This window comes from Rickettsia endosymbiont of Villa modesta (assembly GCF_964026485.1).
GTDB classification, from domain to species: domain Bacteria; phylum Pseudomonadota; class Alphaproteobacteria; order Rickettsiales; family Rickettsiaceae; genus Rickettsia; species Rickettsia asembonensis.
The window spans coordinates 1,334,076-1,347,930 of the sequence record NZ_OZ032157.1 but is presented as its reverse complement, the minus strand read 5'-3'; the positions used below and the strand labels follow the sequence as shown (position 1 = coordinate 1,347,930).

Genomic DNA, 13,855 nt, shown 5'->3' with positions numbered 1-13,855 from the left:
TCAAAAATTTTGTAGTGAAGTGATTATGAACCAAGAATATATTAAGGTACGCGGTGCTAAAGAGCATAATCTAAAAAATATAAATGTTGATATTCCAAGGAATAAATTTGTTGTTATCACCGGTCTTAGTGGTTCAGGCAAGTCTTCTTTAGCTTTTGATACTATTTATGCAGAAGGTCAAAGGCGATATGTTGAAAGCTTGTCTTCATATGCAAGGCAATTCTTGCATTTACAAAATAAACCGAATGTGGAATCTATTTCCGGATTATCGCCTGCTATTGCAATTGACCAAAAAACTACTTCTAAAAATCCTCGTTCTACGGTTGGAACTATAACGGAAATTTACGATTACCTTAGGTTATTATATGCAAGGGTGGGTATTCCTTACTCTCCGGCAACCGGTCTTCCGATATATAGCCAAACGATTTCTGAGATGGTAGATATAATTAATGAACTACCTAGAGGCACGAAAGTATATTTACTTGCTCCTATTGTTAGAGGACATAAGGGGGAGTTCAAACGTGAAATTATGAACCTGAAAAAGCAAGGCTTTCAGAAATTAATAGTTAACGGTGAAGTTTGTGAAATTGATGATTTACCGAAACTTGATAAAAATAAGAAGCATAATATAGAAGTCATCGTTGATAGAATAGTTCTAGACGAAAGTTTAGGTAATAGGCTTGCAGATAGCTTAGAGAGTTCGTTAAATCTTGCCGAAGGTATTACTTATTTAGAAATTGTAGAATTGCCGCCGGCAGTTAAGACCGAATTTGAAAAAAATCAACGTATTACTTTTTCCGAAAAATATTCTTGTCCGGTATCCGGTTTTCAGCTTACTGAAATAGAGCCTCGAATTTTTTCTTTTAACAGTCCTTTTGGAGCATGTCCTAAATGTGAAGGGATAGGTAAAGAGTTTTTCTTTGATAGAGAATTAATTGTTCCAGATCAAAGAATTTCTATTAAAGACGGTGCAATAGTGCCTTGGGGTAGCACATCTTCTAAATTTATCCTAGAGACATTAAAGGCTCTTGCCGATCATTATAAATTTTCTATTGAAGTACCTTTTGTAAGTTTATCACAAAATGTTAAGGATATTTTATTTGAAGGTTCAGGAGAAGAGGCAATAAAGTTTGAATTTCACGACGGTTCTAAAACGCAAATAATAAAACAACCTTTTGCCGGTATAATACCAAGTTTGCAGGAAAAGGACCGTACTATAGAGTCGGTTTTAATTAAAGAAGAACTAGCTAAATTTAAGTCAGAACATAAATGTACTGCCTGCTCAGGGTTTAGATTAAAAGACGAAGCATTATGCGTTAAAATAGCGAATTTTCATATAGGCGAAGTAGCGGGTATGAGTATTGCAGCCTTGCAAAAATGGTTTAGTCACTTAGAAGAAAAATTAAATAAAAGGCAATTATTTATTGCTGAGCGTATACTCAAAGAAATTACTGAGAGATTAAAATTTCTTATGAATGTCGGGCTTGATTATCTAACGTTATCACGAGAAGCAGGTACTTTATCGGGAGGAGAATGTCAGCGTATTCGTCTTGCATCTCAAATAGGATCAGGGCTTAGTGGTGTTTTATACGTACTTGATGAGCCGTCTATAGGGCTTCATCAACGAGATAATACAAGATTAATCGAAACCCTAAAAAGACTTAGAGATCTGGGTAATACCGTTTTGGTAGTCGAGCATGACGAAGAAACAATGTATGAAGCAGACCATATTATCGATATAGGACCGGGAGCCGGTATTCACGGCGGTCGTGTTATTGCAGAAGGCAATGCAGAAGAAATAAAGAATTTTGAAGAAAGTATTACAGGTAGGTATCTAAGTGGTCGTCAAACAATCAAAGTGCCGTCTGAAACAAGAGTAGGGCATGATAATAGGTCAATTGAATTACTTGGGGCAGTTTCTAACAATTTAGATAATGTTGATATCAAAATTCCACTTGGTACTTTTACTGCTATAACGGGAGTATCGGGAAGTGGTAAATCAAGCTTGATGATTCATACTCTATATAAAGCGGCTCTAAAGCATTTAGAGCCGACTAGTAAAGTATTTCCCGGCAAATATAGAGAATTAAAAGGACTTGAATATATTGATAAAATTATCGATATTAATCAATCCCCGATAGGTAGAACTCCTCGTTCAAACCCTGTGACTTATACAGGTGCCTTTACCCATATTAGGGATTGGTTTGTGGAATTACCTGAATCAAAAGCTAGAGGGTATAAAGTAGGCAGATTTTCGTTTAACGTTAAAGGCGGTAGATGTGAAGCATGCCAAGGTGACGGGCTAATTAAAATAGAGATGCATTTTCTCCCTGACGTATATGTAAAATGTGATATTTGTAATGGTCACAGATATAATAGAGAAACACTTGAAATAAAATATAAAGGCAAATCTATTGCCGATATTTTGATGATGACGGTAGAAGATGCAATGCAATTTTTTGAGAAAATTCCGTTAATCTATGAAAAACTAATTACCTTAAATGAAGTAGGTCTAGGCTATATTAAAATCGGTCAGTCTGCTACTACTCTTTCAGGCGGTGAAGCACAACGTGTTAAGCTTGCTAAAGAATTATCAAGACGTTCAACTGGTAAAACGCTTTATATACTTGATGAACCGACTACGGGACTACATATTGACGATATTAATAAATTGCTGAAAGTTTTACATAAACTTGTTGATATGGGAAATACCGTTTTAGTTATCGAGCATAATTTAGATGTTATAAAAACGGCAGATTATATTATTGACGTCGGTCCTGAGGGGGGTGACAAAGGCGGTAAGATAGTTGTATGCGGCACTCCTGCAGACATTGCTGCTTGTGCGGAAAGCCATACCGGCAGATATTTAAAGCAATATTTGGAGTAAGTCTAATGCCTATGGTCGTGGTGGTGGGTATAGAAGCCTAGAGAAGAAAGTGCATTTGAGAATTCAGAGTTAGGAGTTATTTCGTTTGGTATTCCGCTACAACATATATGACCGTTTAAGCATATCACTTGATCGGAGTTTTTTATTACGGTAAATAAATCGTGAGAGATCATAAAGACCGTAATATTTAGCTTTTTACGAATCAGATTAATAAGCTGATAAAATTCCTGCTGGCTTGTTACGTCTAAAGATTGCAGCGGTTCATCTAAAATAATTAAATCAGGATTATTAACTATTGAACATGCAAGAACTACCTTTTGAAACTGCCCTCCTGAGAGCTTAGAAATTTCTTGATCTTTTATATGTTCCAAATCAATAAATGAGTTAATCTCTTTAATATTGTTATTAAAATTACTCGGTGCTAACAAATCTAAAAATTTTTTCACCGTAATAGGTAAATCAGGGCTTAGGCCGAACTTCTGTGGTACATATCCGATTTTTAATTTGGAATCAATTATAATCTCACCGCTTGTCGGTTTTTCAAGCCCAAGCATTAACCGTAATATGGTAGTTTTACCTGCACCGTTAGGGCCGATTAAAGTAGTGATATTGTTTTTTTTGACGGTAAAGCTAACGTTATTTATCGGCAATTTATTACCGAATTTTTTAGATACGTTACGAAACTCGATTATAGGTTTTTCCAAGATAATATTTTGTGTTTAAAGTTTTACGTCATTCCTGCATGGTATTGTTGCGTGGACCAAAAAATCCGTTCGGTGTCATACCGTGGCTTGACCACGGTATCCAAAAAACAATAAAAATACTAATAATTTTAGTATTTTTAACGGGATCCCGCGATCAAGTCGCGGGATGACAGAGGTGAAATTGATCCACGCAACAACACCTGCTCGCAATGACGGTTTAATGCGGGTAAGCCATGACATCACGTAGAATAAATGCCGATTAATTCAGTTTCAGTTAGTAAATGTTTTTGCAAAGCTAATACTAAATCTTGCTTGCTAGCGTTTTCATCAAGCTCAAGATAATCATTTAGAGCGTATAGTTTGAAAAAATAACGATGAGGTTTACCGGCAGGGTGGACAAGGACCTCCGTATTTCTTTTCTTTCCAGCTATTATCTTAAATTTTAATATTGCTATCTATTTGTCCTTCTGAAAGCTCAGTAATAGAAGCAGGAATATTATATATTATCCAATGATCCCATATACCGTGCGGTGGTGCTATTTCTATTGGTGCATCAGGATCATCCATGATAAGCACAAAAGATTTAGTATCTATAGGAGCATCACTCCACTCTAAATGCGGAGAAACATTCTGTCCTTTACAAGTAAATTTATCAGGAATACGCTCATTATGCTTAAACGCCGTACTTGTTATTATGAAAGTCATAAATGCTCTCCCCTATGAGTGTTGTTTATGTCATTCCTGCGAAAGCAGGAATCTAGACACTAAAAAGTATAACACACTAAATTTTTTAAATTAAAAGCTCAAGATAATTTCGCTTTTTTCTGGATTCCCGCTTTCGCGGGAATGACATAGAGTACTTTTCGGTATAACATTTTAGTTGACAACTTGCCATTGTCCGTCAGGTTGGCGGCATGCATTACCGTATGCTTTTTGTTGTTTTCCGCCTATTACAACTGTTTGAGTGTACTCACGGCAATATTGACCAGTGCTATTTCTGTAAGTTTTATTAGGTGTTACGTAACCATGATTACCGTTATCCGGATTACGCCATTCTACGCTAGTGCCGCTAGGTGTTGCTTCTAAAGCTCTTTGTGAAGTGAGTTCAGCAAGTCTTCTATCCTGCTCATCCATACCTGCACCTATTTGTCCACCAAGAACTGCCCCAAGTAATGCACCTACACCTACTCCGACAAGCTGTCCTTTGCCCTTACCGAATTGAGAACCAAGTAATGCACCGCCGGCACCCCCAAGAAGTGTTCCTGTACCTTGTTTATTCATACCGCCCGGACCGTTACAGGCTTGTAACATAGAAGCTGCAAGAGCTATAATCATAATTTTAGATGATAGTTTCATATAAATTCTCTCTTATTAAATATATAATTTAATAAGTATATGGTTTTTAGAATTTTGTAAAGTTAAAACTAGATTCTGTAAACAAAATTTAAATTATTTTTATTTTAAAATATTATTTTTAATTTTGTTCACAGAACCTAATTATAATTGAATTTTATATTTTCTTTGTTAAACTACAAAAAATAAATTGGAAAGATTCGTTATGGATACTAATAGCCGTAATCGGTTAATAAAATCGGCATCTTATTTATCGGTTACTACGGCATTAATTATTTTAAGTATAAAATTATACGCTTGGGTTGTTACCGATTCGCAATCAATTCTTGCTTCTTTAATTGATTCAATGCTTGATATAACTTCTTCCTTTATTAATTTAATAGCTTTAAGATTTGCCCTGCAACCGCCCGATCATCATCATCGATTTGGGCATGAAAAAATGCAGGATTTAACAATTTTTTCTCAATCGATATTTTTCTTTGCTTCAGCTTTTTTTGTAGGCTTTTCTTCGGTTAAATCTTTATTTGAAAAAACAAAACCGGAGAATATCAGTGACGGTACTACAGTAATGTATGTATGTATATTCTTAACAATTATTTTAGTACTTTATCAAACTTATGTAATTAAAAAAACAGGATCGGAGATAGTAAAAGCCGATAAGCTTCATTATTTCACAGACTTACTAACTAATGTTATAGTAATTATCTCTATAAATTTAAGTGATTATTTTTGGTTTGTTGACCCATTATTTGGTGTAGTTATTTCGTTATATATATTTCACTCTTCTTATTCTTTATTTAAAAAGGCATTTAAAAATTTAGTTGATCATGAATTACCTGAACAAGATAGACAAAAAATTATCTCGATAGTTAATAACCATTTAGGCGTAAAAGGTATGCACGAAATGAAAACTAGATATGCTGCTCAAAAAGCTTTTATTCAGTGTCATTTGGAAATGGACGGCAATATGTCGCTTTATAATGCTCATAAAATTAGCGATGAGATTGCTTTTGAAATATTGCAGGAATTTCCGGAGGCTGAAATAATTATCCACCAAGATCCTTTTGGAATCGAAGAACACATAAATTACCGTGAATATATTGTTAGATAAAAAAACGGATTTTAATAATTTTTTCATGGAGCAAGCTTTAAAACAAGCACGGATTGCTTTTGATAAAAATGAAGTTCCGGTTGGAGCAGTGATTGTAGATAGGTTAAATCAAAAAATAATTGTTAGTAGTCATAATAATACCGAAGAAAAAAATAACGCTCTTTATCATGCTGAAATTATTGCTATTAATGAAGCATGTAATCTTATATCTTCTAAAAATTTAAATGATTATGATATTTACGTTACTTTAGAACCTTGTGCTATGTGTGCGGCAGCTATATCTCATAGCAGGTTAAAACGTTTATTTTACGGGGCTTCTGATTCCAAGCACGGAGCAGTAGAAAGTAATTTACGATATTTTAATAGTAGTGCTTGTTTTCATAGACCGGAAATATATAGCGGAATTCTTGCGGAAGATTCGAGGCTATTAATGAAAGAGTTTTTTAAGAGGATGCGATAATCATGGTAGAACTGTTGATACCGGAGTCCTCATTGCGAGCAGCTGTAGGCTGCGTGGCAATCTCATGAAATAATAACAAACTCCTGAGATTGCTTCGTCGAATTACTATATAATTCTTCTCGCAAGGCATTGTTGCGTGGACCGGTAAATGCTCTTTATATCATTCCCACGAAAGCGGGAATCCAGAAAAAAAAGTATAAATACAGAAAATTTTTGAAATTAAAAGCTCGATTTATCTCGCTTTATGCTAGATTCCTGCTTTCGCAGGAATAACATCGGTATCCACGCACGCAAGCCTCTCGCAAGAATGATATAAAGAAGTAAGAAAATATGTTAAAACTATTAACCCCCTATTATTTTAATAAATTATTAAAGGTTATAATACCTATATTAGCTATATCTACTTTTGTCATGATGATTATAGGTCTTTATTTAGCTCTAATAGTTTCGCCGGTAGATTATCAACAAGGTGAGTTTGTACGCATTATGTATGTTCATGTTCCTGCTTCTTGGATGGCCCTTGGTATTTATGTTTTCATGGCAGCATGCAGCTTTAGCTATTTAGTATGGAAAACTACTATTAGCTATTTGCTAGCCGTAGCTTCTAGTTACGTTGGGGCTACTTTTACTTTGATTAGCTTAGTAACAGGTTCTTTATGGGGAAAACCTATATGGGGAACATGGTGGGTTTGGGATGCAAGACTTACCTCTATGCTCATATTATTTTTATTATATCTAAGCTATATTATCATAGTAAATAGTGCGGATAATATAAGAAAGGCACAAAATCCTGCTTCTATTATTGCTCTTATCGGACTGATTAACATACCGATAGTAAAATTCTCGGTAAATATTTGGTATAGTTTGCATCAGCCTGCTAGTGTTTTAAGGCTAGGGAGTCCAACTATTCACTCTTCAATGCTAAAGCCTTTAATTATCATGTTTATCAGTTTTATATTATATTTTCTATTAGTATTACTTTTAAGAACTTCTATATTAATCGACAAAATCAAAAACAGATAACAAAATGACCTATGTTATAACTGATGAATGCGTAAAATGTAAATATACCGATTGCGTTGACGTATGCCCTGTAGATTGTTTCTACGAGGGTGAATTTATGCTAGTTATCAATCCTGATGAATGTATAGATTGCGGCGTATGTGTTCCTGATTGTCCTATAGGTGCTATCAAACCCGAATCACCGGAGTTAATAGAATGGGTAGAACGTGCAAAAGATTTTATAGAAAATAAAGGATGGAAAAACATTACCAAAAAAAAACCTGCTTTGCCTGATGCCGATAAATTTAAAGATGAGAAAAATAAGTTTAATAAATATATAAACGCCAGTTTAGGATAAGAAGAGTTTAAGATTATCGAAAAAAGAGTTTAAAATATTAGTTTTAGTAATATTAAAAGCATTAACACAAGCTAGAATATGAACTAAAAAATTAGTAGGTGATCGATGCCTTGAGTGTTCAAGATTCATATTATTTTTTAGGACATTAAATACTGACTCAACCAACGACCTTTTTCTAAGCTGTATTTTATCTTCCATTTCCAATAAATGATTCTTCATATCTTTTCTAATTCCTGTAAATAAGCGTAATCCACGACCTAATAATTTAGTAAATAATTCCTTAGAAATATATCCCTTATCACCAAAGAGTTTACCTTGTAATCCATCAGTTATATCGTCTGCTACCGATAAATCACTATTATTTGCTTTGGTAATTTTGATCGCCATAATCGCTCCCTTATTGTTAATTACTATATGCAACTTAAACCCCATAAACCATCCATAACTACTCATCCCTATTTTAGCTATATACTTCTTTAACTTGAAAAGTTGGAAAATGAATATTTAGATGAGCGAATAATCAATGTTCTTATGGATAATTAATATCTAATACTACCAATTCTTCAGGTAAAAGAAGTATACCACTAAATACTTTATTGCTATTTGTACGTTTTGTATGACATATCGATAATTTAGTTGAATCTATGCAATAAATTCCTGTTTCCTCTCCTCTAAATAGTTGCAACATTATAACCAAGCGGTAGAATTAATCTTGACCATAATTGTATTATTCGACTATAACTTGGTAATTTAAAATAACCTCTATATTTATATGATAAGTGATATAAATAATAATTCTTAAAATCTTTGCACGGCGATATATAAAAATATAATACGATAGTTAAAAGCTCTGAAAGGCTTAAATTCCCTTCTCTCCGGCGTTTTCTATCTGTCGGTATTAATTTTTGCTTCTCCCATTCTTCATATATTTCACAAAAATTGTCTAGTATATAAAATAAAGTTGTGATACATTTTTTCATTGTCGGGTTCTTGTTTTTTTGTTGAAAAACTTCAGTAACCCAACACTCTTAACTTGTAAATACTTTATTCTTATTCCATGCTTCTCTTCTTCCTTATCCTAAATTCGCGTTATAAATAATATGAATTAAATACATGTGTTTATTTTGTCACAAAACTTTATAAAAGCTTTATTATATGAATCTAATTACCGATTAAATATAGAACTAAAAAATATAATATGTTATATATGCCATTAAAGATAATGTTTAATTATTTAATTTGAGGTGCTAACCATGAAAAAGTTACTTTTAATAGCTGCTACAAGTGCAACAATTTTATCTTCTAGCGTATCATTTGCTGAGGGCATGGATAATGAATGGTATTTAAGAATAGATGCCGGTGCAGCAATGTTTAATAAAGAAAAAGATAAGGCAACCGGTGTTAAATTAAAATCTAATACGACTGTTCCGGTTGATTTAGGTATCGGTTATTATATTTCCGAAAATTTTAGAGCCGATTTAACATTAGGCACTATAATAGGTGGAAAGTTAAAGAAATCTGGAGCTGCAACTAATGCACCTTTTACCGGTACTAACGTTTCAGCAAGCCATAAACCTACTATTACACGTTTACTTATTAACGGTTATGTAGATTTAACTAATTTTGATATGTTTGATGTTTTTGCCGGTGCTGGTGTTGGTCCTGCATTAGTTAAAGAGAAAATGACATATAATGGTATAACAGGTCTTTCATCTAACACTAAAAACAGAACTAATATCTCTTACAAGCTAACTTTAGGTACTTCTGCACAAATCGCCGACGGTGTTAAAGCAGAACTAGCTTATAGCTGGATAGATGATGGTAGAACAAAAAGTAAGAATGTAATTTACCAAGGAACAAGTGTACCAACCGGTGGCATGCGTTATCAAAGCCATAACTTAACAGCCGGTATAAGATTTGATATATAATTAACAAGAATATATTAATAGTTTTAAGTGATAGCCCAATGTCATACTGTGGCTTGACCACGGTATCTAGAAATATAAAAAAAGACTGGACTCCGTGGTCAAGCCACGGAGTGACATTAAGCGACAACTCAGAAATGTCACCTAAAACTGTTTTTTATCGAATTTAGGTAAAAATTATTATCTAATATCGTTTTTACTAACAACTAATAAAATTTAAAGGAAAAATTTAACAATATGAAAAAATTACTTTTAATAGCAGCTGCAAGCACAGCACTTTTAACTTCCGGTCTTTCATTCGCTGATTGCGATATGAATTCTTCCGTAGGTTCATCTACTAATTCATCGATGTCATCATCTATGGAAAATCAATATTATTTAAAACTTAATGCCGGTGGCGTGATTTTTGATAAAGCAAAGCCTTCAAATAGCAGTGTTAAGTTAAAATCCAATACAGGTTTTACCGGTAATATTGGAGCAGGTTATTATATCATGGATAATTTAAGAACTGATTTTACCATTGGAATGGTAACAAATAACCACATGAAAAAGTCTACAAATGTTTCAACCTCTAGCTCTACTGTTACTACTGTACCATCAGTTATTTCAGCAGGTGGACAACTTATTATTAATGGTGTTGTGATTCCAGAAGGTGTACTTACAAGTGGTCCTGGTGGCACTACCACCACTGCTACTACAGTATCAGTAAAACATAAACCTACTATTGTAAGTGCATTACTTAACGGTTATGTAGATTTTATTGATGTAAGTATGTTTAAAGTGTTTGCAGGAGCAGGTGTCGGTGCTGCGTTAGTAAAAGAAAAAGTAAATATTTCAACTAAGACTGTTGCTAATAATAATGTTATTAGTAGTACTAATTTTTCAGGAACCACTAAAAACAAAACCAACTTTGCTTATCAATTATCTTTAGGGACTTCATTTGAAGTAGCACAAGGTGTGAAGGCAGAACTCGTTTATAGCTGGACAGATTACGGTAAATCAAAAACTAATACTAAAAATGTTGCCGGCAATAAGGTTAAATTTGGTGGAACCCGTTATAAAGGTAATAACTTAATGGCAGGATTAAGATTTGATATGTAATTAGATCTCAAATCTTTTTACAAACTATTAACACGAAAAAGGAGTCTTTAATAAGACTCCTTTTTTTATTTGTGTGCTTTTTGCTTGTATGGATACCAAATCGTCATTGCGAGGAGGCGTTGTTGCGTGGATACCGATGTCATTCCTGCGAAAGCAGGAATCCAGCATAAAGCGAGATAAATCGAGCTTTTAATTTCAAAAATTTTCTGTATGTATACTTTTTTCTGGATTCCCGCTTTCGCGGGAATGACATAAAGAGCATTTACCGGTCCACGCAACAATGCTTTGCGAGGAGCGAAGCGACGTGGCAATCCAGAAAAAATAATAAAAAAAATTCTGTAAATCAGAATTTTTTACTAGATTGCTTCGTCGAATTACTACGTAATTCTTCTCGCAATGACGGAAAACCGATCCACGCAACAATATCTGCTTGCAAGGTGTTGTTGCATGGATCAGTTTCCCTTTGTCATCCCGTGGCTTGACCACGGGATCTAGTAATTAAAAAATACAAATTATCTCGCTTTATGCTGGATTCCTGCTTTCGCGGTAATGATATTGTATGCTTTTTTTGAGCCATGCAACAACGTCTACGCCCGTTCGCAATGACGATTAGGTATACACTACTGAGTTAGGAATGACATAATAGAGTTATCATATCTTAGATTTTCCTTTATAAAACGTTACGTTCATTTGATGTATTGCTTCAAAGCCTAAATAAATTTTAATACGTTCTAGAATAATATCTTGATAATAAGGTAATTCTGCTGCCGTAGCATTATCTTCTGCTTGTATAAATAGCGTATTAATCTTTTGTTTTTTGTAAGTATATGTGGTGATTTTTAAAGGTAATGCTTTAGTGCTGAAGTTAAATCCGACTATTTTATTCCAGTTAATCATGATTTCAGGCAGCAATGGATGTTGTTTGGCAAATATACGTCTAACTATTTTATCGATATCCTCTTTAATTAGCTTCATTTTAATAAACTCTGCACTGTTAAAGTTATGACGGCCATTGCAAGCATTATAGATATTACGGGAAAATATAAAGATGTAACCGATATAATCATTAAAAATATATTACAAACTGCTATAATCGATACTACTTGTTTATGAGACTTACCTTTTTGTACTGCTTTTTGAAAAAAATGTTTTAGATGAGGTTGCCAAATTTTTTCTTTATTGAGTAGCCGAATTAATATGGTTAGCACTGCATCAGTGATGTAATATAAGCTAGCAATAGCACAAGCTACAAATAAATTAGTGCTTGTAAGAGCAAGCAAGAGTAAGCAAAGGCCCGTTAAGAATCCAAGGCTAATACTTCCCACATCTCCTAAAAATATTTTTGCCGGATGCCAATTAAATATTAAAAAACCACAAGAACAACCAAGAATAATCACATTTACGCTAGCTATAAAATACGGATTATCAATAGCAGGAAATTGTAAGAAACATAATATAAGCATGGTGCTAGATAGATGGAGAGATTCCACACAACTCATACCGTCTATACCGTCCATGAAATTATATATATTAATAAAACCGCTTAAAGCTATAACTAAAATATAATATATTAGTATATGAATGGAATTTACCTGCGAAAAAAGAAAAATAGCAAAGGCTGCACAAATTAAGTGGAATATTAAACGAATTAGAATAGGTACGGCTTTTAAGTCATCTAAAAAGGAAATCGAGGCAATTACCAATAATAACGGTAATATTTTTATTGAATTAGCAAGGTTATTGCTCGTTATATATTCAAACCCGCTCAAAGCAATCATTACGACAATTACAATAGCAAGACCACCGCCGCGCGGTGTTATCTTATCGTGAGAGCGACGACTACTAGGTACATCAACTAAACCGATTGCAGGAAGATATTTAGTTAATATATATGTTAATATAGCGGTTGCTATAAAAGAAAACATAAACAATAGACTTCCTACATAACTTGCTTCTAAGGGTAATTTGTACGTCGATCCAGTACTCGCATCCTCACGTACTAGTATGTATGCTGCGGTGCTGCGTTCCGTGTCTCCTTCAAATTCCTCCTTATCAGCTACGTTATGTAAAAAGTCTAAAGTGCTATAGCTATTTATATTCATAGTAACATATTAGATTTAAAACTATAATATTTGTTATTACTTATAATGACATGATCATGTACCATAATATTTACGGTTTGGCATGTCTCTACTATCTTATTTGTCATATGAATGTCGGCTTTTGAAGGTTCAGGGCTGCCGCTTGGATGATTATGCACAAGTATAAGGCTGCTTGCTTCATTAAATAAAGCTCGTTTAATTATCTCACGTGGATATACTGCAGCTTGGTCTATAGTTCCTTGACTTAAAACCTCATCGGCAATTAAAATATTTTTCTTATTCAAAAATAAATATACGAAATTGCTCTAGTCGCATATTACCCATATTAACTTTTAAATAATCAATCAAAGAACTCCAAGAAGCAATAATATTTTTATTTATTATTTTTTGTTTCAATACTCTATCTATCAACTCACGTATTAAAGCAAAATTGATATATAAATTTTCATTGGTGCCTTTAATACTAAGTAGCCTTTCCTTATCAAGGTTAATTAAATCCGTAATATCAAAATGATCAAGTAATTTTTTAGCAAGAGGTTTTACGTCTTTACGAGGGATAGCCGAAAATAACATTACTTCAAGTAATTCGTAATCGGAAAAATGTTCTGCTCCAGCAGCGACGAAGCGTTCTTTTACTCTTTTACGGTGACCTATATAATGAGGCGTATCATCATTACTAAATTCTATCAAATTATTTTCTAACATTCTTTATGTTTACTCAAATTTGTTGCTGATGTTATTCCTGCGAAAGCAGGAATCCAAAAAAATAACCTATAATTATAGTACAAAATACATATAAAAAACAAGTTTTTTAATATGTTCTGTTGGATTCCTGCTTCGCAGGAATGACAT

13 protein-coding genes and 6 pseudogenes are annotated in these 13,855 nt (G+C 33.5%); 9 read left to right on the top strand and 10 right to left on the bottom strand.

The features are described from left to right. Positions 1–25: 25 nt before the first annotated feature. Positions 26–2,887 (top strand): excinuclease ABC subunit UvrA, encoded by a 2,862-nt coding sequence (uvrA, locus tag AC5584_RS07660; protein WP_499216375.1) that lies wholly within the window; start codon positions 26–28, stop codon positions 2,885–2,887. A gap of 2 nt (positions 2,888–2,889) precedes the next feature. Here the strand turns inward: uvrA and AC5584_RS07655 are convergent, their stop codons facing one another. Continuing rightward, complete coding sequence (locus tag AC5584_RS07655) at positions 2,890–3,591, bottom strand: ATP-binding cassette domain-containing protein (RefSeq protein ID WP_499216374.1); 702 nt, start codon at positions 3,589–3,591, stop codon at positions 2,890–2,892. Positions 3,592–3,629: 38 nt separating this feature from the next. On the opposite strand from AC5584_RS07655, the pseudogene AC5584_RS07650 reads away from it, so the two are divergent. Beyond that, a pseudogene (locus AC5584_RS07650) lies at positions 3,630–3,793 on the top strand (MFS transporter); the annotation flags it as partial. A gap of 37 nt (positions 3,794–3,830) precedes the next feature. Here the strand turns inward: AC5584_RS07650 and AC5584_RS07645 are convergent. Together AC5584_RS07645 and AC5584_RS07640 are read right to left on the bottom strand one after the other, a co-directional pair. Beyond that, a pseudogene (locus AC5584_RS07645) lies at positions 3,831–4,296 on the bottom strand (YbhB/YbcL family Raf kinase inhibitor-like protein). A gap of 171 nt (positions 4,297–4,467) precedes the next feature. Continuing rightward, positions 4,468–4,947: an RT0821/Lpp0805 family surface protein gene (locus AC5584_RS07640; RefSeq protein ID WP_499216373.1), complete on the bottom strand. Its 480-nt coding sequence runs from the start codon at positions 4,945–4,947 to the stop codon at positions 4,468–4,470. 202 nt (positions 4,948–5,149) lie between these two features. Here AC5584_RS07640 and AC5584_RS07635 point away from each other — a divergent pair, with 202 nt between their 5' ends. From AC5584_RS07635 to fdxA, 4 genes are all read left to right on the top strand, one after another. Then, positions 5,150–6,055: a cation diffusion facilitator family transporter gene (locus AC5584_RS07635; RefSeq protein WP_410526756.1), complete on the top strand. Its 906-nt coding sequence runs from the start codon at positions 5,150–5,152 to the stop codon at positions 6,053–6,055. Continuing rightward, complete coding sequence (locus AC5584_RS07630; protein WP_499216372.1) at positions 6,036–6,515, top strand: nucleoside deaminase; 480 nt, start codon at positions 6,036–6,038, stop codon at positions 6,513–6,515. The genes AC5584_RS07635 and AC5584_RS07630 overlap by 20 nt, the downstream gene beginning before the upstream one ends. Before the next feature lie 330 nt (positions 6,516–6,845). Further along, positions 6,846–7,538 (top strand): heme ABC transporter permease, encoded by a 693-nt coding sequence (locus AC5584_RS07625; protein ID WP_410526754.1) that lies wholly within the window; start codon positions 6,846–6,848, stop codon positions 7,536–7,538. Between the two features lie 4 nt (positions 7,539–7,542). Beyond that, the gene (fdxA, locus tag AC5584_RS07620) at positions 7,543–7,875 is read left to right on the top strand and encodes a ferredoxin FdxA (RefSeq protein WP_499216371.1); all 333 of its coding nucleotides are present in this window, start codon (positions 7,543–7,545) and stop codon (positions 7,873–7,875) included. On the opposite strand, the pseudogene AC5584_RS07615 reads toward fdxA, so the two are convergent. Continuing rightward, positions 7,867–8,855 (bottom strand): annotated as a pseudogene (locus tag AC5584_RS07615) (IS982 family transposase). The gene fdxA and the pseudogene AC5584_RS07615 sit on opposite strands and share 9 nt — an antisense overlap. A gap of 273 nt (positions 8,856–9,128) precedes the next feature. Between AC5584_RS07615 and adr the strand changes: the two are divergent. The 3 genes from adr (at position 9,129) to AC5584_RS07600 (ending at position 10,901) form a co-directional block, all read left to right on the top strand. Next, a complete protein-coding gene (gene adr, locus AC5584_RS07610) occupies positions 9,129–9,803 on the top strand; it encodes an adhesin Adr (protein ID WP_499216370.1) in 675 nt (224 codons plus the stop codon). A 38-nt stretch (positions 9,804–9,841) separates the two neighbouring features. Then, entirely contained in the window at positions 9,842–9,970 is a 129-nt protein-coding gene (locus AC5584_RS07605; protein ID WP_499216369.1) for a hypothetical protein, read from the top strand. Positions 9,971–10,037: 67 nt separating this feature from the next. After that, positions 10,038–10,901: an outer membrane protein gene (locus tag AC5584_RS07600; RefSeq protein WP_499216368.1), complete on the top strand. Its 864-nt coding sequence runs from the start codon at positions 10,038–10,040 to the stop codon at positions 10,899–10,901. 65 nt (positions 10,902–10,966) lie between these two features. On the opposite strand, the gene AC5584_RS07595 is transcribed toward AC5584_RS07600, so the two are convergent. The 6 genes and pseudogenes from AC5584_RS07595 to AC5584_RS07570 all read right to left on the bottom strand — a co-directional run. Further along, on the bottom strand, positions 10,967–11,182 hold the full coding sequence (locus AC5584_RS07595; RefSeq protein ID WP_499216367.1) for a hypothetical protein: 216 nt from the start codon (positions 11,180–11,182) through the stop codon (positions 10,967–10,969). Between the two features lie 370 nt (positions 11,183–11,552). Beyond that, a complete protein-coding gene (locus AC5584_RS07590) occupies positions 11,553–11,876 on the bottom strand; it encodes a DciA family protein (RefSeq protein ID WP_410527598.1) in 324 nt (107 codons plus the stop codon). Next, entirely contained in the window at positions 11,873–12,826 is a 954-nt protein-coding gene (locus AC5584_RS07585) for an MraY family glycosyltransferase (RefSeq protein ID WP_499217043.1), read from the bottom strand. Before AC5584_RS07585 ends, AC5584_RS07590 begins: the two co-directional genes overlap by 4 nt. 14 nt (positions 12,827–12,840) lie before the next feature. Next, positions 12,841–12,973: pseudogene (locus tag AC5584_RS07580) on the bottom strand (palindromic element RPE1 domain-containing protein); the annotation flags it as partial. 16 nt (positions 12,974–12,989) lie between these two features. Next, positions 12,990–13,399 (bottom strand): annotated as a pseudogene (locus AC5584_RS07575) (JAB domain-containing protein). Positions 13,400–13,405: 6 nt separating this feature from the next. Next, a pseudogene (locus tag AC5584_RS07570) lies at positions 13,406–13,708 on the bottom strand (UPF0758 domain-containing protein); the annotation flags it as partial. Positions 13,709–13,855: the final 147 nt, after the last annotated feature.

Coding starts and splice junctions, on each gene's coding strand:
- uvrA (WP_499216375.1), top strand. CDS start 26: ATGAACCAAGAATATATTAAGGTACGCGGTGCTAAAGAGCATAATCTA.
- AC5584_RS07640 (WP_499216373.1), bottom strand. CDS start 4,947: ATGAAACTATCATCTAAAATTATGATTATAGCTCTTGCAGCTTCTATG.
- AC5584_RS07635 (WP_410526756.1), top strand. CDS start 5,150: ATGGATACTAATAGCCGTAATCGGTTAATAAAATCGGCATCTTATTTA.
- AC5584_RS07625 (WP_410526754.1), top strand. CDS start 6,846: ATGTTAAAACTATTAACCCCCTATTATTTTAATAAATTATTAAAGGTT.
- fdxA (WP_499216371.1), top strand. CDS start 7,543: ATGACCTATGTTATAACTGATGAATGCGTAAAATGTAAATATACCGAT.
- adr (WP_499216370.1), top strand. CDS start 9,129: ATGAAAAAGTTACTTTTAATAGCTGCTACAAGTGCAACAATTTTATCT.
- AC5584_RS07605 (WP_499216369.1), top strand. CDS start 9,842: ATGTCATACTGTGGCTTGACCACGGTATCTAGAAATATAAAAAAAGAC.
- AC5584_RS07600 (WP_499216368.1), top strand. CDS start 10,038: ATGAAAAAATTACTTTTAATAGCAGCTGCAAGCACAGCACTTTTAACT.
- AC5584_RS07590 (WP_410527598.1), bottom strand. CDS start 11,876: ATGAAGCTAATTAAAGAGGATATCGATAAAATAGTTAGACGTATATTT.
- AC5584_RS07585 (WP_499217043.1), bottom strand. CDS start 12,826: ATGTTTTCTTTTATAGCAACCGCTATATTAACATATATATTAACTAAA.